24 protein-coding genes are annotated in these 19,825 nt (G+C 39.2%); 9 read left to right on the top strand and 15 right to left on the bottom strand.

Annotation, left to right across the window (positions count from 1 at the left end; all coding sequences use genetic code 11):
• Nucleotides 1-144 precede the first annotated feature (144 nt).
• Nucleotides 145-1,269: a serine hydrolase gene (locus H0185_RS21785; RefSeq protein ID WP_221875612.1), complete on the bottom strand. Its 1,125-nt coding sequence runs from the start codon at nucleotides 1,267-1,269 to the stop codon at nucleotides 145-147.
• A gap of 249 nt (nucleotides 1,270-1,518) precedes the next feature.
• Here H0185_RS21785 and H0185_RS21780 point away from each other — a divergent pair, with 249 nt between their 5' ends.
• The 4 genes from H0185_RS21780 (at nucleotide 1,519) to H0185_RS21765 (ending at nucleotide 5,425) form a co-directional block, all read left to right on the top strand.
• Nucleotides 1,519-2,148, top strand: coding sequence for a class I SAM-dependent methyltransferase (locus H0185_RS21780; RefSeq protein WP_221875611.1), 630 nt, complete (start codon nucleotides 1,519-1,521; stop codon nucleotides 2,146-2,148).
• 186 nt (nucleotides 2,149-2,334) lie between these two features.
• The gene (locus tag H0185_RS21775) at nucleotides 2,335-2,883 is read left to right on the top strand and encodes an SF0329 family protein (protein ID WP_221875610.1); all 549 of its coding nucleotides are present in this window, start codon (nucleotides 2,335-2,337) and stop codon (nucleotides 2,881-2,883) included.
• A 427-nt stretch (nucleotides 2,884-3,310) separates the two neighbouring features.
• On the top strand, nucleotides 3,311-5,017 hold the full coding sequence (locus tag H0185_RS21770) for a multicopper oxidase family protein (protein ID WP_221875609.1): 1,707 nt from the start codon (nucleotides 3,311-3,313) through the stop codon (nucleotides 5,015-5,017).
• 168 nt (nucleotides 5,018-5,185) lie between these two features.
• Nucleotides 5,186-5,425, top strand: coding sequence for a hypothetical protein (locus tag H0185_RS21765; RefSeq protein ID WP_221875608.1), 240 nt, complete (start codon nucleotides 5,186-5,188; stop codon nucleotides 5,423-5,425).
• Between the two features lie 136 nt (nucleotides 5,426-5,561).
• Here H0185_RS21765 and H0185_RS24385 read toward each other — a convergent pair whose 3' ends face one another.
• Together H0185_RS24385 and H0185_RS21760 are read right to left on the bottom strand one after the other, a co-directional pair.
• On the bottom strand, nucleotides 5,562-5,687 hold the full coding sequence (locus tag H0185_RS24385) for a hypothetical protein (protein WP_281427665.1): 126 nt from the start codon (nucleotides 5,685-5,687) through the stop codon (nucleotides 5,562-5,564).
• A 6-nt stretch (nucleotides 5,688-5,693) separates the two neighbouring features.
• Nucleotides 5,694-6,284: a cupin domain-containing protein gene (locus tag H0185_RS21760; RefSeq protein WP_246629353.1), complete on the bottom strand. Its 591-nt coding sequence runs from the start codon at nucleotides 6,282-6,284 to the stop codon at nucleotides 5,694-5,696.
• Between the two features lie 598 nt (nucleotides 6,285-6,882).
• Here H0185_RS21760 and H0185_RS21755 point away from each other — a divergent pair.
• The 3 genes from H0185_RS21755 (at nucleotide 6,883) to H0185_RS21750 (ending at nucleotide 8,089) form a co-directional block, all read left to right on the top strand.
• Nucleotides 6,883-7,239 (top strand): YlbF family regulator, encoded by a 357-nt coding sequence (locus tag H0185_RS21755; RefSeq protein WP_221875607.1) that lies wholly within the window; start codon nucleotides 6,883-6,885, stop codon nucleotides 7,237-7,239.
• A 313-nt stretch (nucleotides 7,240-7,552) separates the two neighbouring features.
• A complete protein-coding gene (locus H0185_RS24380) occupies nucleotides 7,553-7,675 on the top strand; it encodes a hypothetical protein (protein WP_281427664.1) in 123 nt (40 codons plus the stop codon).
• Nucleotides 7,676-7,792: 117 nt separating this feature from the next.
• Nucleotides 7,793-8,089, top strand: coding sequence for a hypothetical protein (locus tag H0185_RS21750; RefSeq protein ID WP_221875606.1), 297 nt, complete (start codon nucleotides 7,793-7,795; stop codon nucleotides 8,087-8,089).
• Between the two features lie 326 nt (nucleotides 8,090-8,415).
• On the opposite strand, the gene H0185_RS21745 is transcribed toward H0185_RS21750, so the two are convergent.
• From H0185_RS21745 to H0185_RS21725, 5 genes are all read right to left on the bottom strand, one after another.
• Nucleotides 8,416-9,057, bottom strand: coding sequence for a nucleotidyltransferase family protein (locus H0185_RS21745; RefSeq protein ID WP_221875605.1), 642 nt, complete (start codon nucleotides 9,055-9,057; stop codon nucleotides 8,416-8,418).
• On the bottom strand, nucleotides 9,054-10,109 hold the full coding sequence (locus H0185_RS21740) for an XdhC family protein (protein WP_221875604.1): 1,056 nt from the start codon (nucleotides 10,107-10,109) through the stop codon (nucleotides 9,054-9,056). Before H0185_RS21740 ends, H0185_RS21745 begins: the two co-directional genes overlap by 4 nt.
• A 139-nt stretch (nucleotides 10,110-10,248) precedes the next feature.
• Complete coding sequence (locus H0185_RS21735) at nucleotides 10,249-10,713, bottom strand: (2Fe-2S)-binding protein (RefSeq protein WP_221875603.1); 465 nt, start codon at nucleotides 10,711-10,713, stop codon at nucleotides 10,249-10,251.
• Between the two features lie 4 nt (nucleotides 10,714-10,717).
• On the bottom strand, nucleotides 10,718-11,560 hold the full coding sequence (locus tag H0185_RS21730; RefSeq protein WP_221875602.1) for an FAD binding domain-containing protein: 843 nt from the start codon (nucleotides 11,558-11,560) through the stop codon (nucleotides 10,718-10,720).
• Nucleotides 11,560-13,878, bottom strand: coding sequence for a xanthine dehydrogenase family protein molybdopterin-binding subunit (locus H0185_RS21725; RefSeq protein ID WP_221875601.1), 2,319 nt, complete (start codon nucleotides 13,876-13,878; stop codon nucleotides 11,560-11,562). Before H0185_RS21725 ends, H0185_RS21730 begins: the two co-directional genes overlap by 1 nt.
• Before the next feature lie 307 nt (nucleotides 13,879-14,185).
• Here H0185_RS21725 and H0185_RS21720 point away from each other — a divergent pair, with 307 nt between their 5' ends.
• Nucleotides 14,186-14,794, top strand: a complete 609-nt coding sequence (locus H0185_RS21720) for a DUF421 domain-containing protein (protein ID WP_246629352.1) — start codon at nucleotides 14,186-14,188, stop codon at nucleotides 14,792-14,794.
• 243 nt (nucleotides 14,795-15,037) lie between these two features.
• On the opposite strand, the gene H0185_RS21715 is transcribed toward H0185_RS21720, so the two are convergent.
• The 7 genes from H0185_RS21715 to H0185_RS21685 form a co-directional block, all read right to left on the bottom strand.
• Nucleotides 15,038-15,463 (bottom strand): Hsp20/alpha crystallin family protein, encoded by a 426-nt coding sequence (locus tag H0185_RS21715; RefSeq protein ID WP_221875600.1) that lies wholly within the window; start codon nucleotides 15,461-15,463, stop codon nucleotides 15,038-15,040.
• Nucleotides 15,464-15,479: 16 nt separating this feature from the next.
• A complete protein-coding gene (locus H0185_RS21710; protein ID WP_221875599.1) occupies nucleotides 15,480-15,722 on the bottom strand; it encodes a spore germination protein in 243 nt (80 codons plus the stop codon).
• A gap of 15 nt (nucleotides 15,723-15,737) precedes the next feature.
• A complete protein-coding gene (locus H0185_RS21705) occupies nucleotides 15,738-16,022 on the bottom strand; it encodes a spore germination protein (protein WP_221875598.1) in 285 nt (94 codons plus the stop codon).
• A 296-nt stretch (nucleotides 16,023-16,318) separates the two neighbouring features.
• Entirely contained in the window at nucleotides 16,319-17,020 is a 702-nt protein-coding gene (locus H0185_RS21700; protein ID WP_246629351.1) for a DUF421 domain-containing protein, read from the bottom strand.
• A gap of 144 nt (nucleotides 17,021-17,164) precedes the next feature.
• Entirely contained in the window at nucleotides 17,165-17,563 is a 399-nt protein-coding gene (locus H0185_RS21695) for a DUF6944 family repetitive protein (RefSeq protein ID WP_221875597.1), read from the bottom strand.
• A gap of 18 nt (nucleotides 17,564-17,581) precedes the next feature.
• Complete coding sequence (locus tag H0185_RS21690) at nucleotides 17,582-17,968, bottom strand: hypothetical protein (protein WP_221875596.1); 387 nt, start codon at nucleotides 17,966-17,968, stop codon at nucleotides 17,582-17,584.
• Nucleotides 17,969-18,155: 187 nt separating this feature from the next.
• Entirely contained in the window at nucleotides 18,156-18,428 is a 273-nt protein-coding gene (locus H0185_RS21685; RefSeq protein ID WP_221875595.1) for a hypothetical protein, read from the bottom strand.
• A gap of 121 nt (nucleotides 18,429-18,549) precedes the next feature.
• Here H0185_RS21685 and H0185_RS21680 point away from each other — a divergent pair, with 121 nt between their 5' ends.
• On the top strand, nucleotides 18,550-19,056 hold the full coding sequence (locus tag H0185_RS21680) for a DUF3189 family protein (RefSeq protein WP_221875594.1): 507 nt from the start codon (nucleotides 18,550-18,552) through the stop codon (nucleotides 19,054-19,056).
• Nucleotides 19,057-19,825: the final 769 nt, after the last annotated feature.

The following is a 19,825-nucleotide window of genomic DNA, read 5'->3' as shown; positions in this document are numbered from 1 at the left end:
AATAGTACTAATTGATGAAGAAAGCTATTTACTGGCCGTTCAAATAATCCCTCTTTTTTCAAATTAGAATTGATCCATCTTTTACTATATAAAACTACATTCTCTGTTTAAACTGTTCAATAAAGATACTTACCTGTCATCCATTTAAAGATTCTCTAGTTCTTGTTTTACCTTCTCCCTAAAATCCTCATCACGAAGCAACTTTAACTGAAATTGATTCATGTTTCGGCTTAGTTTGGTTTGTTGGGTGGATGATAAATCATCTGCTAAAAACACAAATTCTGTTTTATTTTGGTTTTTATCTGTGGCATACATCGCCATCGTGAGAACAAATGCTGTTGACCCACCTTTTTGACCGGCATGTGTTAACCATTCTTGATTCTGTGGGTTTTTCATTAATTGTTCCATCACAGGATCTAGATGCTGATATACTTCAGGTTTGAAGAATTCTTTGCGGTTGAGTTTTTCCATAATGGAAAGATAATCTTCTGCACTCCCCCGTGGCAAACGATCCGACCAGATTCTCTGAAACTCCATGTCTAGTTCGTTTATGATGTTCTTTTTTTCTTCGTCTGTAGGAGGCTGGGTCTTCCAGTTTTCATGAATCCGTTTCGCGTGTTCGCGGTATTCATCCAAACTCATCTCCTTAAGCTTCGCCACCGTTTCTTGTTTCGTTAAGTTCTCCTCGTTCATCACCTGAATTGGGATAAACAAGGAACTGACGAGCGGATAAATAGGCTCATGACTGTTGATTTCTAGGTCAATTATGTTCCCATTGATGTTTTCTTCCCCAAGCACTTCTATTAAATACTCTGTATTGGCATTAGAGCTATAGGCAATCATTCCGTTTGCGACTTCACTTAAAGGAACAGCGTCATCTTGCTTTGTTTCTTTCACAGATTCAAGCCAAGCTTCATGGGCACCACCGTCTGTTTTGGGAACATAGTAGGTTTCCAATTCGTCAAGTGAGACAGGTTGTTGAGGGTCAATCATCCCTTCTGCCGCCTGCCGAGCGTATTCAATCGCAAGGATGATTTTCATGGTGCTGGCTAAAGGCAATGAAACCTGTTCGTTTACGGCAGCAAGCGAGTCCTGGTTGTATTGTATAGAAACCGCAACACTTTGCTTCGCTCCGTTTTCTTTAATGAATTGTAAAAAATACTCTGGATCCTCTTTGTTTGCAACCTTCTGAAGTACCCAACTTCCAATACCAAATAAAAGGAAACTTCCCCCAATAATGCTCGCTGCAATACCAAGTCTTTTTTTCATCGTATCTTCCCCCTTTTATGAGTTCGCGTCGGTACCGTTTCATATCTACTAGTACGGTAGAAGTTTCTGAAAAGTTTCATATTTCACTAGAGTGGAATGCCACTTATGATAAACTCAGATTAACCACTGTTCAGTTATAATAGATTTTTCTTGTTCAGGAACGAGGCAGGATTTGCAAATAGTGGTATAAACCAAACTTTAGGGTACATTTAATACAAACTATAACGTTTAAACCGAAGAGGATTGATAATGGGTATGATTAAGCTGATTACGGAATTAATTGATAAACAATATGGAAAGCCGCAAGGTCTATTAGGAACGTATATTGGTGAAAAGATGGTAAAGCAACATAAACCTGAAACTCTATGGACTATTGAGCTATTAAACATTGTGCAGGGCGAGAGTGTATTAGAATTAGGATGTGGTGCTGGTTATGCAATGAAACTTATCCTAGACCAAACTTTAGTAGAACAAGTAGTAGGAGTGGACCTATCGCCTACCATTATTCGGTCGGCTGCGATTCGAAATAAAAACGGATTAAATGCTAAAAAAGCTACATTGGTTCAAGCAAATGTTAATAGATTACCGTTCCAAGATGAAAACTTTGACAAAGTGTTAAGCATACACTCAATTTATTTTTGGGAAAATTTATCTGAAACTTTCTCAGAAATATACAGGGTATTAAAACCTGGAGGATATTTCGTCATCACCCTTTGTGATGCCAAAGATGATGAAATCTGGGAAGGGATAAAAAGTATGATTGAAGATCGATTAATTCCTATTGCTAAGGAAAATGGATTTCTCAATGTTGCATTATTAAAAGGTCCAAAATCTAGACAATTCCATACAATTGCAGTTTTGGGACATAAACATTTGTAAGTATATAATCCCTTTTAAAAAACGAGTAGCATTTCTTAGAAAACGAATAAAAGAACCTCTAGGGTCCTTTTGTTTCTACAGTTTATCAACATTAACGGTTAACAGAGCCTAATCATAAAAAAGAGAGTAGAACTAGTTTTGGTTACATGTATAGAATGGAATCTAAGATATCCGGAGGGGAATTAGTTGTTATACAGTCCTAAATGGAGTAAAGCGAAGAAACAGTTGAAGAGTTATATTTGCGAGTCTCTGAGAATGAGAGTAGACTTTCATATCATCAATTACCGTAAAGCCCATGACCAGTTAGGGAGAGCTGTGATTACGGTTGATAAAGTGGAAAAGGTAAGTATGTGCACCATCACTGCAGAGAGAGCTGAATATGCTAGAGAAACAAAGATACGAGTTGAAAACGACCATTTCAATTTTGATGATATAACTATGAATCGAGATATTCAAGACCAAGCACACGAACAGTTAAAAACAGAAGGAATCTATGCACAATATGATTTCTTCACTGCCTTAGAGATCTACTTCAACTCATCCATCGAAGAATTGCTACAGTCAACAGATCACTTAATTAAAATATTGACGCTTTTAGATCGTCGGGTAGGCAAAAGAACCCTTCTAAAAATGAAAGAAACCATGATACTAGAACCTAAAATCGTTCAGGATTTTTATCAACTTCGTTGTGATGCAGAAGGTATTCCTACTGATCGAATAGTTGTTGAAAGCTAATATTGATTACTAATGAAAACTTTTCGATAAAAAATAGAGTTGCTCTCACTAAAGGACTGGTTAGTGAAGTCAACTCTATTTTCTATTAGGCAATCATTTGTAAGGGAACTGATTGTATACCTTTGTCGGGATTCGAACCCGAACTCCTTTCAAAAGCATAGGCTAGGAAGAACAGTCTTCCCTACGAAATTTCACTTACTCCGCAGATTTTCTTTCCCATGATTCTGCAACCCTTCTCCTGAATATAGTGCTACAATGTTTTCCGGCGCTCTTCCCTCTAAAGCGATATAAATTTGTTTTTGCTCTTTATCTTTAGAAGACCCATTTTACTAAAACTCCACTTAAATCTATGACCATATAACCAAGCTCTTGTTAAATTCCCGCATAGGATATAGAGAAAAATAATAGTAGAAGGAGTGATCGTACATTGTCACTAGACAAATTTGTTGATGCGTTGCCGATTCCTAGTGTGCTGAAAGCAAAAGGGAAACACAACGGAATTCCCTATTATGAGGTAGCCATGAAGCAAGTTCAGCAAAAATTGCACCGTGATTTGCCACCAACTACCGTTTGGGGCTATAACGGTTTGTATCCTGGCCCGACGTTTGAGGTTCGTCGGAATCGTCCTATTCTTGTAAGATGGGAAAACCATTTGCCTTATGAACACCTCTTGCCAGTTGATCGTACGCTTCATGGTACAGACCATGACCAACCTTCCGTTAGGACCGTTGTTCATTTACACGGGGGACGTGTTCGACCAGAAAATGATGGGTTTCCGGAAGCATGGTTTACGAAGGACTTTAAAAATGTTGGAACAAAATTCTTACATGAAGTTTATTATTACCCTAATTGCCAGCGTCCTGCTACGCTCTGGTATCATGACCATGCGATTGGGATCACTCGTTTAAATGTTTATGCAGGGCTTGCAGGGTTTTATCTGATTCGAGATGAGGCCGAAGATATGCTGAATCTTCCTAGTGGGAAATATGAGATTCCGTTAGTTATCCAAGATCGTTCGTTCTATCTTAGTGGAAAACGGCGAGGTGAATTATTTTATCCGTCTCTCCCAGATCAAGATCCACCTCCACCACCGCCTAATCCATCCGTCGTTCCAGAGTTTTTCGGCGATACTGCACTAGTGAATGGAAAAGTGTGGCCTTATCTTGAAGTCGAGCCACGAAAATATCGATTCCGTATCTTGAACGGTTCGAATTCCCGTTTTTACCGGTTACGACTTAGTTCTGGACAAGATATGGTCCAAATCGGCACAGACGGAGGTTTTCTTGAAAAACCTGTTACTGTTACAAATGAAGCAGGACTTTTGCTTGCTCCGGCAGAACGGGGAGATATGATGATTGATTTTTCAAACTATGCTGGTCAGAACATCATTCTAACAAATGATGCCCCATCCCCATTCCCGAATGGGAACCCGAATGTTCCGGCACTTCCAGAAATTATGCAATTTCGAGTGAAAGAGAGAGTCTCTCGCCCGGATAGAAGCGAAATTCCATCAAAACTTAGCTGTTTAGAAAGACTTGAACAGAATCCTCTTGTACCAGTAAGACAGAACTTCCTAGTAGAAAGTGACGACGAATTCGGCCGGTTAAAACTTCTCTTAAATAATATGGATTGGAACGAGCAGCCAATCACGGAAACCCCGTACAATGGCACGGTAGAAGTTTGGGAACTTTACAATTTAACACCTGATACTCACCCGATTCACTTACACCTCGTTCAATTCCAAATACTCAATCGAGCTCCCATCACATTCGATGCAAATGGAAATATCACCAGTATAGGAGACCCAATAGCCCCAGATCCGAATGAAAGAGGTTGGAAAGATACTGTTCGCGCAAACCCTGACCAAGTGACGCGCATTATAGCCCGCTTTGGACCATTCACTGGAGTTTACCCATGGCACTGCCATATCCTTGAGCACGAAGATCACGAAATGATGAGACCTTACGAAGTACTTGATAATCCAAACTTTGACCCAACCCAACCTATTCTGGGCGAATGTCCAGACGATTCCTTTAGCCAATGTTTCGACTGTCACCCTCCATTCCATTTTGATGGCAGAAAAAAGAAAGAGAATTACGACGATAACGCAAGCAATGATGAAAGTAGTGACTAATACAGAAAGACAGTTCCAAATGAGGTAAATATCATCGGTTGGGGAACCCTCTTACAGATAAGATTTAACAAGTGAGAATATTGAGTTGTATTTATAGTAAAAACTAATCTAAACTATAGTTGACCCAAGACTTACTGGTGTTAAATTCTTTCTTTAGGAGTGCAATGTATGGATAAACAAGGTCAAGAAAAGTTCTTAAGTTTTATTTTACAAAGAGTTCAAGAGGGGAAAGAAGAGGAAGCTAGAGAAATACTAGTAGAAAACTTCAAGAAACAAAATGAAGGTACCTTTTCACAAGAGGATATTCAAGCGTTTATTCCAAAAATGATTAGCCTTATAAAGCCAGAGAAATTACCTGAGATTCAAGCAGTCGTGAAGAATTTTTCTGGGGATTTCAACAAACAATAAGTCAAAGCATCTAAACTCGTTGTTTTTGAGCTAGATCAATCTTCCTTAAGAGAACCAACTTTGGTTCTCTTATTTTTCTGTTCTTCCTTTTTCTTGAACGAAACACGTTCGTTCAAGAAAAAGGGAAACACGAAATTTAAGAATAGAAAGGATCGATCAGGAAGAATCTATTATTTTCAGTCGCTTTCGCAACAAACAATCGGCCAAAAACATCAGGCTCCGAAGAATCTTGTTTAATGGATTCCACAACTGATGTTTTCATCCTTCTCTATTTATAATAAACTGAGCGTTCCGCAGCGAAAGCATCTGCTTTCGTTACATGAATTGTACCAAATGGATGTTGTGGAGGCGCATAGATGGAATACAGTTTTAACGGGATATTGCCTGTATTCTTTACATTATGCCAGGTCCCAGCAGGTACCATAATTGCCGAGTCATCCCCTACGTTCCGGACAAAGTTTAACTGATTTTTTTGCTTGCCCATTTGAACCATCCCTTGCCCTTGTTCAATTCGTAAAAATTGATCAACATGAGGGTGAATCTCCAAACCTATATCTTCCCCAACTTTAATACTCATCAACGTTACTTGCAAATGATCTCCTGTCCATATGGTGGTACGGTAATTATTGTTTTGTTTCGCCGCTTCATTAATATTGAGGACAAATGGTGTCCGTCCATAATCTTTTCGTTCCATCCTTCTACCATATGGCGTTTGAACATACCCAAATCTATTTGATGCAGCTTGAATGGTATATTCATTGTGCCATCCCATTGGCGCATTACCATAATAAGGGTTTTGATATGGATGCGTGTTTGAATCATAATAACGGCCATTGTACATTTTCATCCACTCTTTCATAAATTTTTACCTATCCTATGCTAGCGGAACATGAAATGTACTTCTTTTACGCTTCCAACCTCATTCAAGCGATATTTGTTATCCTGGTCCTTCTTCCTATTTAAGACTTGGACTAATTGTATAATTTCTGGTGCACCGTACATCTCCCCAACTTAGTTTCCATGGGTATGCTCTTGTTTTTCATGTAAAACGTGATTATCTGTCCATTCTCAAACAAACATAACATACCCTTCTGTGTAATGATTTTGATTGACATCTTGAGTTTGGGATTGGTGGAGAAGTAACATACAAACATTGGTAAACATGACAGCATCAACAGATTGTAATCAACAGAACCATGATTATGATGCGGCTTAAACCCCGTGAATTCGTCTTTCCCTACTCTTTCCATACCAACACTCTGTATAAAAGGATAACGTGTTTCAAAAGTTCTCTATGAAAATTTACGAAGGCCATTTGGTTCATTCATCCCTCTCTTCCCTTTTATAAATGCACCGCTCTAGGTAATTGCCTACCCTTTTTGCATTAGGAAACATACACTAACTTCAAATCCATTAGAAATAGAATCAAATATATCTTGCAGGGAGGAAATGTTGGTATGTCCGGTACCCTATTTGAGGCAGCGTTGTATTTTGAAAAGGTATTTCGTGAAAGCAAGGAATATCAAAATTTACAAAGACTTTATCAAGCTCTGAATCAAGACCCACAAGCCAAACAGCTTTACCATCAAATCAACCAGCTCCATACCCAATTACACCAAAAACAAATGATGGGGCAGGAAATTCAGCAGCAAGAAATCGCGGCATTGCAAAAAATGGAGACAGCCGCCCAACAAAATCAAACATTTAAAAGGTTAATGGAAGCCGATCACCAAGTGAATATGCTGATGGTTGAATTAAATAGAATCATTTCAAAACCGCTAGAAGAATTGTACGGTCACCTAGGTGAAAAATAAATTATTCACAATTGCTTCATCCTATATTCTTAAAGTGCTTCGAAAAAACTCTGCAAAGGTAGCAGGGTTTTTTCAATTGGAGGACAAAAAACAGCACTATTTTATAGGATTGCCATTCTTTCGCTATAAGCAAGGAAGAACACTATATCGTGAGAATCTTATGACATTCATTAGGAACACAAAAAAATGGAACTATTTTTAAGGAAGATAGGCACTCATCTATCCGGTTTAGAATATGGACACATACACTACTTTTGAAATAACTTGGGGAGGAGAGAAAAAATGGAAAGATAATTTTTGGGAGGCCCTATTTATGGAGGTTATCCATTCCACCATGAGCCTTGGTTCTATCATCGCGATGAAGTTGAATCCGTTTATCCTTATTAACGATATGATAGACCCATTTTTAATTAGAAAAAACATTATTGTCGTCTAGCATACGTACTAAACCAGCTAAAAGTGAAATCATAGTAAGAGAAATTATTCATTTTTTAGAATGGATATGAAACTCTAAGCGTTTCATAAAATTGAACATCTAGGGAGGAAAACAACTATGTATAATGAGCTTGACCTTGTTCAATCACACGACAATGAGGAAAGGATTTTTGGCCGCCCGTTTGGCTTTGGTCGTCCATTTGGTTTCGGAAGACCGTTTGGCTTTGGAAGACCATTCGGCTTTGGTCGTCCGTTTGGCTTTGGAAGACCCTTCTTTGGCCGGCCATTTTTTAGACCGTGGGGCTTTGGCTTCAATCCATTTTTAGGAGGAGTTGTAGGAGGTTTATTAGGTAGTGCGTTATACCCTGGTTATGGGTATGGCTATGGGTACCCTGGCTACCCTTATTACTGGTAATCGTTTGTAAGTACTATCATCATTTTCTTGTCTTGAAAATAGCTCAATCCTAGTTTGAGCTATTTTCCATTTATTTCCTTATCCCGATCTTTCTTTATAGATTAACCGAGTTCAGATAGCTCCTGAAGCTTCGGAGAACTGATAAACTTTTTTCTTTCAAGCAATTCGGGGAATAAAGATTAAGAAATATTCAGCCTCTCTAGAATAATGAAATTCGAAACAATTTTTTATCTGTATCGCACATTCGTCACCACAAACGTAACCAACTGTAGGTATTTTCAATTGATTGATCGTTCGTTCGTGCATAAAGCAAATACCGTGCTTTATTAAAAGAATTTATGTTCTTTTCCCCATTGGACTATTTCCACATATTCCCTCATGTGATCAAAATCTCGTGGGGCTTCAGAATGTACCTTTACTAAAGTCACTTTATCCTGATTATTTTTCAAAAGAGTTTTCGCTCCTTGATCTCCTTCAAGTTTTAGAATTTCAGGAAACCACTGAAAAGAAAAAAGGACAGGATGGGAGGGTTTTGTTTTATAGATTGGTTGAAGAATTGAATATGTGTTCTCTTTATACTCTTTAATTAATAGATCAATCGTCTGTAGACAAATGAAGGGTTGATCACCTAAGACAATTAAGGCTGCTCCAACGTTTCGTTGGTGTAAATACTGGATCCCCATCTTCAGCGAGGAACTCATTCCCTGATAAGATTGATTGTTCTCAAGAACAACAACTGGCAAATCGTTTACTTCCTGCTTCACTTTTGGATATTCTGAATTGGTCACAATGACAATTCCATCTGCACTTGCTGCAAGAAGTCTGGTCACGAGAAATCGTATAAGGGTTTTGCCACCAAACGGCAATAATAACTTTTGCTGCCCCAATCTTCTGGAATACCCTGCAGCAAGTACGACGATCCAAACTTCTTGATTGAACTTTTCTTCGGATGCCTTTTTTTTACTCATATCCACAACCTGCTTAAGGAACCACCTGCGCGGCCGTTCTTCACAGCAATTAATTCTGACATAATACTTACCGTGATTTCTTCCGGCCCTTGTGCACCAATATCTAACCCAATTGGCGAGTGGATCTTTGCCATCTTATCTTGATCAATGCCGTGTAGGCTCTCCTTCAACAACCCCACTAGTTTCCTCATTCGTTGATGTGACCCTAACACACCAATGTAACAGAAGTTACATTGTATAAACGTTTGAAGAGCCAGATAATCTAATTCTAAATTGTGGGTCATGATTACGATGTAAGGATTTGTTGGCAAGTTTAATGAAGAATAATTCCCTCTTTTGATCAATAGATGGTTTACTTCTGGAAACAAAGAGGTCAGATTTTGCTTCCGATGATCCATCACGTTTACTCTCCAATTTAAGTCATGGGCACGTCTGGCGAGCAATGCTGCATCAGGACCAGCGCCAACAATCAATAAGGAAGGCAAAGGATTTACTAGTTCAACAAATCCCCTCACCTTCCCCCCCTCTATCACTGTTTCAATTATTCCAGCCTTCATCGAACCATTGAAACAATTCTTCTTTTGCTTTTGGTGAAAGGTTGACAGATACTGTCCCACCTCTATTTTGTCTGGTTCTGATGACTCGATACACATAAAAAAATAATAAGGTTGATTGCAATGTAATCTGGCCTCGATTTCATCGAGAATCTGTTTGGTTTTTTCTTTTTGATCAATCGGATCAAATGGTTCTAACCAGACCGTGATGACGCCATTACACCCGACACCCAACCCCCACAAATCATCTTCATTTCCATTAAAATCATAAACTACTTTCTTTGGAGTATGAGATAGAATGACATCTTTGGCATGTTCTAAAAGGTCCCCTTCTACACAGCCTCCGCTAATCATTCCAATCACTTCTCCAGATTCCAATAATAAACACCGAGCTCCTTCTCTTTGGTAGGCTGAACCCTCGACTTTTATGATGGTTGCAAGAATACTTCGTTTTCCTTCTTCCCAGCAGCTCTTCAGTGCGTTGTAGATTTCTCTCATACGCTTTCCCCTCTCTTACTCCAAAACTCACTGAACCTAAGGGTTTATCATTATCGTCTTTCTACCTTTCAGTTAGGTATATGAAAGAAGGTAAGCATGCTTGTTAAGGGATCTGTCATTCTTGTCCTGTTATAGGTTACTAGGATGATTTATTCTTTTCTAAGGCAAACTTAATGGCCTTTTCGATTTCGCTATAGCTGGTACAGCGACAAATATTTGATTCAAGCCATTCTTTAATGGTCGAATCATCTGCATCTGGTTTTTTTTGAAGAAGAGAATGACCATTCATAATAAACCCTGGTGTGCAATAGCCACATTGGAAAGCAAAATGTTGAACAAACGCTTGCTGAATCGGGGTATCCTTTAGGCCTTCGATGGTGGTGATTTGCTTTCCTTCCCCCTCTACCGCCATCATTAAACATGATTTCATCGGCCAGCCGTCAACATGAATGGTACAAGCCCCACAATCCCCATTCAGGCACCCCGGCTTTGCACCTGTTAAACCAAGTTGTTTTCGAATCGTGTACAAAAGCGTGTCTCCCGATCGAACGGTCACCGTTTGCTGTTCATCATTAATCTTTAATTGTATGGTATGGAGTTTCAACCACTCACTCCCTTTCCCCAAACTTTAACGCTTCATATACATCCAAAAGAAGGTTTTGTAGAACGAATAATCTGTATTCAGATGATCCCTCCACATCATCAAGGATTGGACTGGGTATGCTAGCTAAAGCATTTTGGATTTTCTCCTGCGGCGATCCCTCAAGGTTATTTAAAGCATCCTCCATCTCGTTTGATCGAAACGGAAACGGACAGAGGCCGCTGATGGCCACCCTTACCTTGCGATCGATTTTTAAAGCGGCTATGGTGATTAATGGGTATCCTGTATCCCATTGTTGCCGGCGTTTGATGCTGATAAAAGGCGCGTGAAGATAGCGAGTATCCGTCGCTACCTGAATTAGGAACTCTCCTTTTTGCAACAACAGTCTCTCGTAAAAAATCTCATTAATTGGTTTTACTTTTACCCCTTCCGGCCCAACCATCACCATCTGGCTATCTGCTAATAAAAGCGGAAGAACAGCCTCGCGGTAGAAAATTTGTCCGCAAATATTCCCACCTAGAGTTATCTTTCCACGTGCTGTATGGTCGGCTATTTGCTTAGAGGTACTAGTCAATAATGGAAAGACATTCGCTTCCTCTAATTCCGTCAGTGTTAAATTAGCTCCTAAAACAAGATAACCCTGATCAAACTGAATTACCTTGCCTTCTGGAATGCCTTTTACATCAATGGCTGCTTCTGTATACACTTGGTTGATCCTCCCAAGGGTGAGGAATTCTGTTGCACCGGAAATATACATCGGCTCTTTTCCACTTTGGTCTGCCTGTTGAAACCGTGTCACAGCTTCCTGGAAGGATTTTGGTCGTTCATATTCAAAACTAAATGGCAACATTACACGTTCCCTGCCTTTGTCTTCCAAATTAACTCGGGGGTTAACGGAAGGTGGTGAAGAGACACATTTGCCGCTAAGGAAAGGGCGTTTCCTAGGGCACTAGGCATGCCGAGCAAACCATGTTCTCCTACCCCGCGCGCACCGTAAGCTGCCTGTAAATCAGGGGTATACACAAAATCAACAAGATACTCTGGATTTTCTCCATAACGGATTGGTCGATACGTCCTGAGTTGCGGATTCAATACCCGGCCAAACTCATCGTAGTAAAAGGTTTCTCTCCCCGCAAACGATAGCCCCATGCTCATCGCCCCCATCACCTGCCCCAAAGCCGCTTTTTCATTTAACACAATCCCAATATCAATCACTGAAGCTGCTTTGATTAATCGATAGGTCAAGTCACGCCGATCAAATTCAACTTCTACCCCATAAGCGGCGACCGTCCATTCTGGTCCAGGATTTCCCTCTCCTGTTTCAGGATCCAGATGTGAAAGATGCCGAAGAATAAAATTTCCTCTGCCGATGATTTGGCCACCAATTGAATTTCCATTTGGATATTGATACCCATAGCAAATATCCTTAAAATCAACACTTATTCGCGGGTCGTCTCTTGTAAATACTTTCATATGTGCTACTTCTAGATCTTCAATTGGTGCCCTAAGAACAATGGAGGCTATTTCTTTTAATTGAGCAATCACATCATCAGCTGCCTCTAATAGCGCCCTTCCTGCCATATAAATTCCCCTGCTTGCGACTGTCTTCCAATGCTCAGGTGTCGTTTGCGTATCCACAGTCATTCGGACATGTATTTTGTCGACATCCATTTTCAATTTTTCCGCAAGAATTTGAGCTAGCACGGTTTTCGTTCCTGTGCCAATTTCGACAACACCAGACATTAAATTGATGCTTCCATCACGGTTAAAAGTCAGGATCACACCAGAAGGGGCGTTCGAGTCAATCGTCGATGTTTTCCAACTGCAACTAACTCCTTTTACCCTAACCAACCTCTCATTGATTTCCCTGACTGGTCCTTCTTCCCACCGTATTAACGTACGCAATTTCGAAATACATTCTTGCAAATTCCCGACATTACTTTGATTAAGAAGAACTCTTGTCGGAGTAGTATGACCGGGTTGAATGGCATTTCGCTCGCGCAATTCTAGCGGGTCCATATTGAGTTTCTTTGCCAATAGATCTAAGGTTCGCTCAACAGCAAATGAAAGTTCGGAATGACTAAAACCGCGAAACGGTGCTGCATACGTATGGTTGGTATACATGCAATAAGAATCACACCAGACATGATCAACCTTATACGGCCCTGTACAATCAACTGCTCCTGCGCGCGTGAGGTCAATGGCTTTATCTGAATAGGCTCCACCATCCCATAAAAACTGGATTTCCATTGCTTTTATCACACCCGAATGGTCCGCCCCGATTTTGATTTTTGCATCTAGGCCTATATGAGAGGGTGACATCATCATATCTTGCTCTCGCTCATTGAAAATCTCGACCGCCCTTCCTCCGACCGCCCTTGAGCTTAAATAAGCTAGGATTTCTAATTGCACGGAAGCCTTTCCCCCGTAGGCACCACCTACAAGCGGAGTATCGACGACAATTTTTCCAATATCCTCGTCAAAATAACTCGCAATTAATTGTTTTACCATAAAGGGAGCTTGTGATGAGGTGATAATTTTTATAGTCCCGTCGGGTGTAATCTCAGCGGTCGAACTTCTCGTCTCCATTGCTGCATGATCGGATGGAGAAAACGAATAGTCTCCCTCGACCGTAACAGAGCTTTCCCCCCAGCCTTTTTCCATATTTCCTTTCCGTATTTTTACATGATGAGCAATATTCGTCCCAGGAACCGGATACACATCTTTTTCCCTCTCATACTCACCTAAGTGTTCATGGACTAACGGAGAATTTTGTTGAAATGCTTGTGTTGGGGTATGAACGACTGGAAGTACCTCATACTGAATCTGAATCAAACTGGCAGCAAGGTCCCCTTGATTGGGTGTATCCGCAACCACGATGGCAACGGCTTCACCATGATAGCGTACTTTATCGGTCGCAAGTGGAGGGCGATCCCGCATCGATTCACCAGTTAGAGGCAGTTGTTCTCCTGTTATAATCGCTCGGACTCCTGGTACTTTCCTTGCATCTGTCGTATCGATTGAGAGAATTCGTGCATGACCATAAGGACTGAGCACGACCCTTCCTGACAACTTTTTTGAAGTATGATAATCGTGTGTATATTGGGCTTGGCCTGTCACTTTGTCTTGTGCCTCTTTACGAATCACGCTTTTCCCAATAACCTCCATATACATCCCTTCTATCTTGTTTATTTGGGGGCACTGTGTTCTCATCACCCAAACTCATCTCTAATCTATATTCAGGTTTTAGAAATAGTTGAAATTAAATTGAAATCAATCTCCATTAAACTCTGCAAACCTTTGAAGAATCCACTTAATAAGTGTGGAGAAAGAACAGGAGTCCTCTATATTTATTGGCAGCAAGAAAATTCACTTATTCGTCTCGGACGGATGGTTGAAACCATTCTCACAACAAAAAAATTCCCTAGTAAATACAACCGAAAATGGGAAATTTAATGATAAGGGAGGCTAAAATATGGAGTTATCATTCATTTGGAAATCATTTTTATTAATTTTCTGTGGTATCTTCTTGTTAAGAATCGCAGGAAGAAAATCCATCTCACAAATGACACTTGCACAAACCATTGTGATGATTTCCATTGGGACCATTATCGTACAACCCATCGTTGAAAAAAGTGTAATTAAGGCCATCGTTGGTGCTAGTATTTTTGTGGCTTCTATTCTCACCATCGAATATTTAGAGACGAAATTTAATTTCTTTGAAAGGTTCATTACAGGGAAATCTAAAATCGTGATTGAAAACGGGACTTTAAAAATTGATCAGCTTAAAAAACTACGTCTTACCGTTGACCAATTGGAAATGAGGTTACGTAATCAAGGAATATCGAATATTGAGGATCTAAAAACAGCAACCATTGAACCGAATGGACTACTTGGGTATGAGTTAAAGGATGATGCTAAGCCTTTAACAGTTGGTGAATTCAAAAAAGTGTTAGATTCCTATTTACCATCCCTTCAGAATCGTGAACAACCACACACACAAACTGCTTCACCACCAAAAGGAACTATTTTTGAGGAATTGAAGATGAACAAAACACAAGACCACCCAAAATATTTACAATAGATCTTACGATGGAGTGGGGGTTATTAGATTTATATAGATCACTCAATATAAGTTCCAACGCCAATCATAAATCTGAAAAATCAGCGCATTAACAAATACCTTGTTGGGATTTAATTATGCCTCCTTCTTATTGAATGTTCTTTCAAAATGCTGTTTTTGCAAAGCTCAGACTTTACAGACCTCTGCAAACGCAGGAAAAGGTGTGGTGAATAATAAAAAAGCCTCAATTGTACTTGAGGCTTTTTATCTTAGAATGGTTATTTTCTCGACGTTTCGAGGAAATGAAATAAATAGTAACCCTTTATCCATGCTTACTTGTAATAAATCCGCTCGGGTTTCTTCTGGGAGATCTATCACACGCTCAAAGTGTCCATTGTATCTTTCAACCCTAACCTCCGTTTGGTTAGGAAGAAAAGTCTGCGTTCGACCACTTATCCTGATTTCCTTCTTAGATATAAGTTTAAGGTCTAGTTCTTCTGCATGAACCCCTGGAATTTCAACAATCACATAATGATAATAATCATCTTGAAGCATATCATATTTTGGATACTGATCCTGAAGCCTTACAAATCCCTCCGGTTGCTTTTCCTCCAACACTTTTGTCCAAAAATCGGTCTTTTTATATTCATTCGTGATTTCAAGCCATTTTCTGATTTTCTCGATGTCCATGCCCTAAGCTGCTCCTTTATATTTGATTGGCGATTGGCATAGAAGGATTCGCAATTTGATCTTGGTCACTTACATCTGTATCAATCGTTCCAGAACTTGATACGGATGAAGTTGGGGAAAAATCACCCATAGAAATATTCGCTCCGATAAATTTACTATTGGCTGTATGACTGTTGTGAACAGTAGGACCCACATCAATATTGCCGTTCTGGTTCGCTCCATTCACTTTTAAATTCAAAATATTGATTTGATAAGGCATACTCTCTGCCTCCTTTTAACTTAGTGGTGGGACTGGTGGAACTGGTGGAATCGAACGATTCGGGTTTACATAAGAAGTATCCGTATTCCCGATAGCTGTCTGATCATTAACATCCGGATCAATCAAGATGTTTTCCATGATTGCTTCTGTTGGAGAGGTATCTCCATAAGATGAATTCATCCCTTGCGATTTATTATAAGCGGTCGGACTATTATAAGCTGCCTCCCCAATGGTGACAGAACCATTACCAGAAATACTGTTAATCTTCAAATAGTGTAAATTAATGATTATTGATGACATGATCATGAACCTTTCTTTTTCATTTCATATCCTACTATATGCCAACCAATACCCAGTTGTTCTTTCCAATCAACAAGCTGCAAAACATCAAGTAAGACAGACACCACCGTGGTACCTGCCTATAAGCTATACATATTTATCATAGAATGGATGGTTATTTTAATCTGATACTTACCAAAATCTAGGCATGACCTACTCTACAGTAAAAACATCCCCTATTAACCCGCTTCTTTAAACATGTTTCCACAGACATATGATTTTGCCGTTCTCATGAGTTGTTCTCTTTCTTGTACCATCTATTCTACATCGACTGGTGATTGTAGATGATCCTTATATTTGTCAACAAATAAAGATCCGTTGCTATTGATGACCGCATAGTAAACTTCTTCGATTTTTAGATTTCTTTTCCGAAATTCCGATTCAATCCATTCGCGGTTATACTTATCGTCAACATTTTTATCGATTACTTTTCCATCCATCACCAACTCAACAGGTAAATTCTCATTCGAATGAGGGATATGTAAATCTTGTTTTGTTAAACTTTGATAAGGCTTCTTTTTAAGAATGGATAGTTCCCCGTCTACTTCTAATAACGCAAACTCTACTTCATAAATGTTAAATACATTCTTCTCTCTCAAATGTTGATTCAAGTCGTCGATTGAGAACTTTACTTTTTTCATATTTTCTTCTAAAAGCTTTCCCTTTTCGATTAACACGGTCGGTCTTCCAGATAACCACTTCCGTAAACTTCGGGATCTTGAGGAGATACTATTAAACAAATAGAACAAAATGACTAAGGTTAGAAACGCTACAGTCATTTCTTTGAAACTTAAAGCTGTATCAAAGCCCATGTTCGCTATGAAAGAGCCAATAACGACCGACAAAGCAAAACTATAATAATTTTTATGAGAACCGATATGTTTTCCAATTGAAAAAGTAACAAAAAGTAAAAGGATGAAACTTACGCTTGTCCTTAGGACTGGAATCAAAAAATCCATCAGTTCATTCTCCTTTTAACGCGACCTTTAGCGTTATCTTCCCAATTGATCTATTTTTTCATTCTATTCTTTGGCCCAAGTTACAAATGGACGTATGAAGAAAAGCCCTATTTCATAACCGCTAAGAAATAGGGGAACGCATCATTACGGAATGATCGATTCAAACATATTCCCAATCCCATCAGAAATCAACACTTCTTCGCCTCCAATTGCTTGTAAACCAGATCCTAGAGATTGTAATATATCTCCAGTTACGGTTAATTTTTGTGCTTGCAATAGAGAGATTTCATTTAGGTTGTTAATCTGTTTCGTTACACCATGGGCTTCAATTAGTTGTCCGATCGTTTGCGTCCATATACCCGCTAAGATTTTTTGCTCCGCACTTGATTCTCCATTTAAGAAATATAATCGAGTTAATAAAATGGCTTCTGTGAACACAGCACCTGCTTGTATCCATTGACAAACCGCAATCCCCTTTTCCAGAGATTGTATTAATTCTTTCTTTTCCTTCTCTTCTCCTTTTTCGCTCCTTACTCCATCCATATACGTTCACTCCAACGATTATTTTTGATTCTTTTGAAACATAAAATGGTTGCTATTTGTAAGGATTGCAATAAAAATTGGCCATATTTTCTGTGTTTCTTCCTCCACCATTGCTTTCCCCTTTACATCCAAATCGCTAGAATAATGATGTCGTTCATTCTTTGCACTCTCGAGCTGAAGTGAATAGGCCGTAATCAGTCGTTCAAATACTGTCGTCAAATTTTTATGTTCGACCCTCAAAAATGGAGGTGGTTCAATCCCTTTTAGTTTCTGTACGGTCCTCTTGCAAATGGCGATATTCTTGTTTAAATGATCAGATAAGGGTGATTTTTCGGTTTCTCCACTTATCTCACTAATTTCTTTTCCAATCCTCTTTAGTTCTTTTCCATATTCTACTAATTGCATACGCATTCACTCCCGTGTTCCCGATCCTTATGGGTAGAGTTGCTCTAATATATGTATCAAAGCTTGTTCTGGTTAATTACCCACTACAGCAGACAAGGTTATTAGGACAGGAACATGGGTCATTGCATTCTTGCTATAAACCCTTACTATTAATTTCCCTTTGAACCTAGTAAAATCCACTACACTCCTATCCTTTTCTGAATTCTTTTATTGTTGTTTTTAGTGAAGCGTAAGAACCAATCGCAGCATATCCATAGAACCATCCCATGAATAATCCAGCAAAGAGGTGATGGCGGTGTGCAAAAAAGATGGAAATACAAACACCTGTGACTAGCGCCACTGTTGGCACCCACCTACTTGGGACCTTAAAAATCCACTTGATTAGTTGAGTTACTACCAAGACTACAGGAACCGCAATAATTGCATCCCAGAAATTTGTATGAATCGTTGGAAAATGCATTAAAATGCCACCTTTAAGTTAATGGTTTAGGAAAAAGCATGAAGAAGCCTCTTTCCCCCTAATGAATAGTATTCATTCAGGTGATACTATTTATAACTAACTGTCTTAAGAGGATGATTCTGTGATTTACTTATACGATGATTATGCTGGAACTCATAGCACTGCACTAGCTGCAGCTTATCATTTAAAGAAACTGCCAATGGATCGGCAGTTAACAAAAGAAGAAATCCTAAATGTGGATTATTTTAACCAATTAACCAAAGCTGATTTTGGTAAGATTTTTTTTCATGGAGTTGATGAGGATGGAAATTCGGTTTATACAATTGGAAGAAAAAGGAATAAACTAGTTATTCCTGCTTTAGAAAATCTTTGCTTATTGTTGCAAGATGCCTATCACCAGCACGAAAAAATCATTTTCTCCAATACATCGCCGACTGTCCCGCTAGCCATGACATTGGGTGGGTTCTTTTCAAGAGGTCTTGGAATTGATTTCATTGGTGTCCCATTATTAGTTTTAGGAGCAAAACAATGTTGCAAGGATATTGTTCAGGTAGTGGAGTATACGAAACAAATTGGAAAATCTACGGATAAAAAAGTGGTGGTTTTGGAGAATAAGACTTTTAAATGAAATCTTTCATACTAATTCCATTCAGATTTTTTACAGAATTAACCTCTCTTTTACATCGCAAAGCAGGCTAATCTTTCATGTTAATTTTAAGGTAGTCTTTATACACTCCTTCATGATAAGAAATCATTTTGAGAATATATTTCATCAGCGTATTCAGATTATTGATTTAAGGGGGAATATTTTAAGGAGTAAACTTTTCTACCAATTGTTGAGAACTAGTTTTGTTTACTAAGTAAACTTAACAACCTTTTGGATCTTAAAAAAAGATAGAGTTGCTTTTTCCTATCAAGGAAAGGGCAAACTAAATGTATGCCTCTGGCGGGATTCGAACCCGCACTCCTTTCGTAAGCATAGGCTAGGGGGAACACGCTTCCCTACGGACTTTCACCGACAGGAATTTCACCTGTCTCAGCTTATTTGCTTTTCGGTGCTTCTGAAACCCTCGCCTTGCGACCCGGCGCTACAATGTTTTCCGGCGCTCTTCCCTTCTATAGCTACAGAGGCATATAAAAATATTATATGCTGCGAAATTGAAAGAATCCATTAGTTGTTTGCATGGTAAGGTGTTTCTTGTTTTAGGAGTTTCAGTGACGCTTTTTCCCCTGAGTACGCTAAGGGATGAGTTGAAAAAGCCCTCCTTAACTGCTATGAACGAGTAGTTAAGTAGAAAAATAGAGAAATTCAAGGGTCGAGCTGCTTACTAGGTTTCCATTGTGAATTTTGCACATAGTGTTGCTAATCGAGTAGGAGGGGGTGACTAACCCCCGAC

This window comes from Mesobacillus maritimus (assembly GCF_019749255.1).
Classification (GTDB): Bacteria; Bacillota; Bacilli; order Bacillales; family Cytobacillaceae; genus Mesobacillus_B; species Mesobacillus_B maritimus_A.
The sequence above is the reverse complement of the archived record's forward strand: the minus strand, read 5'-3'. Positions and strand labels throughout refer to the sequence as shown.

Coding starts and splice junctions, on each gene's coding strand:
- H0185_RS21700 (WP_246629351.1), bottom strand. CDS start 17,020: ATGGATTTTTTGATTCCAGTCCTAAGGACAAGCGTAAGTTTCATCCTT.
- H0185_RS24380 (WP_281427664.1), top strand. CDS start 7,553: ATGGAGGTTATCCATTCCACCATGAGCCTTGGTTCTATCATCGCGATG.
- H0185_RS21720 (WP_246629352.1), top strand. CDS start 14,186: ATGGAGTTATCATTCATTTGGAAATCATTTTTATTAATTTTCTGTGGT.
- H0185_RS21755 (WP_221875607.1), top strand. CDS start 6,883: ATGTCCGGTACCCTATTTGAGGCAGCGTTGTATTTTGAAAAGGTATTT.
- H0185_RS21725 (WP_221875601.1), bottom strand. CDS start 13,878: ATGGAGGTTATTGGGAAAAGCGTGATTCGTAAAGAGGCACAAGACAAA.
- H0185_RS21750 (WP_221875606.1), top strand. CDS start 7,793: ATGTATAATGAGCTTGACCTTGTTCAATCACACGACAATGAGGAAAGG.
- H0185_RS21760 (WP_246629353.1), bottom strand. CDS start 6,284: ATGAAAGAGTGGATGAAAATGTACAATGGCCGTTATTATGATTCAAAC.
- H0185_RS21740 (WP_221875604.1), bottom strand. CDS start 10,109: ATGAGAGAAATCTACAACGCACTGAAGAGCTGCTGGGAAGAAGGAAAA.
- H0185_RS21715 (WP_221875600.1), bottom strand. CDS start 15,463: ATGGACATCGAGAAAATCAGAAAATGGCTTGAAATCACGAATGAATAT.
- H0185_RS24385 (WP_281427665.1), bottom strand. CDS start 5,687: ATGAAAACATCAGTTGTGGAATCCATTAAACAAGATTCTTCGGAGCCT.
- H0185_RS21765 (WP_221875608.1), top strand. CDS start 5,186: ATGGATAAACAAGGTCAAGAAAAGTTCTTAAGTTTTATTTTACAAAGA.
- H0185_RS21705 (WP_221875598.1), bottom strand. CDS start 16,022: ATGTCATCAATAATCATTAATTTACACTATTTGAAGATTAACAGTATT.
- H0185_RS21745 (WP_221875605.1), bottom strand. CDS start 9,057: ATGAGTAAAAAAAAGGCATCCGAAGAAAAGTTCAATCAAGAAGTTTGG.
- H0185_RS21685 (WP_221875595.1), bottom strand. CDS start 18,428: ATGCATTTTCCAACGATTCATACAAATTTCTGGGATGCAATTATTGCG.
- H0185_RS21695 (WP_221875597.1), bottom strand. CDS start 17,563: ATGGATGGAGTAAGGAGCGAAAAAGGAGAAGAGAAGGAAAAGAAAGAA.
- H0185_RS21710 (WP_221875599.1), bottom strand. CDS start 15,722: ATGCCTTATCAAATCAATATTTTGAATTTAAAAGTGAATGGAGCGAAC.
- H0185_RS21730 (WP_221875602.1), bottom strand. CDS start 11,560: ATGTTGCCATTTAGTTTTGAATATGAACGACCAAAATCCTTCCAGGAA.
- H0185_RS21785 (WP_221875612.1), bottom strand. CDS start 1,269: ATGAAAAAAAGACTTGGTATTGCAGCGAGCATTATTGGGGGAAGTTTC.
- H0185_RS21780 (WP_221875611.1), top strand. CDS start 1,519: ATGGGTATGATTAAGCTGATTACGGAATTAATTGATAAACAATATGGA.
- H0185_RS21690 (WP_221875596.1), bottom strand. CDS start 17,968: ATGCAATTAGTAGAATATGGAAAAGAACTAAAGAGGATTGGAAAAGAA.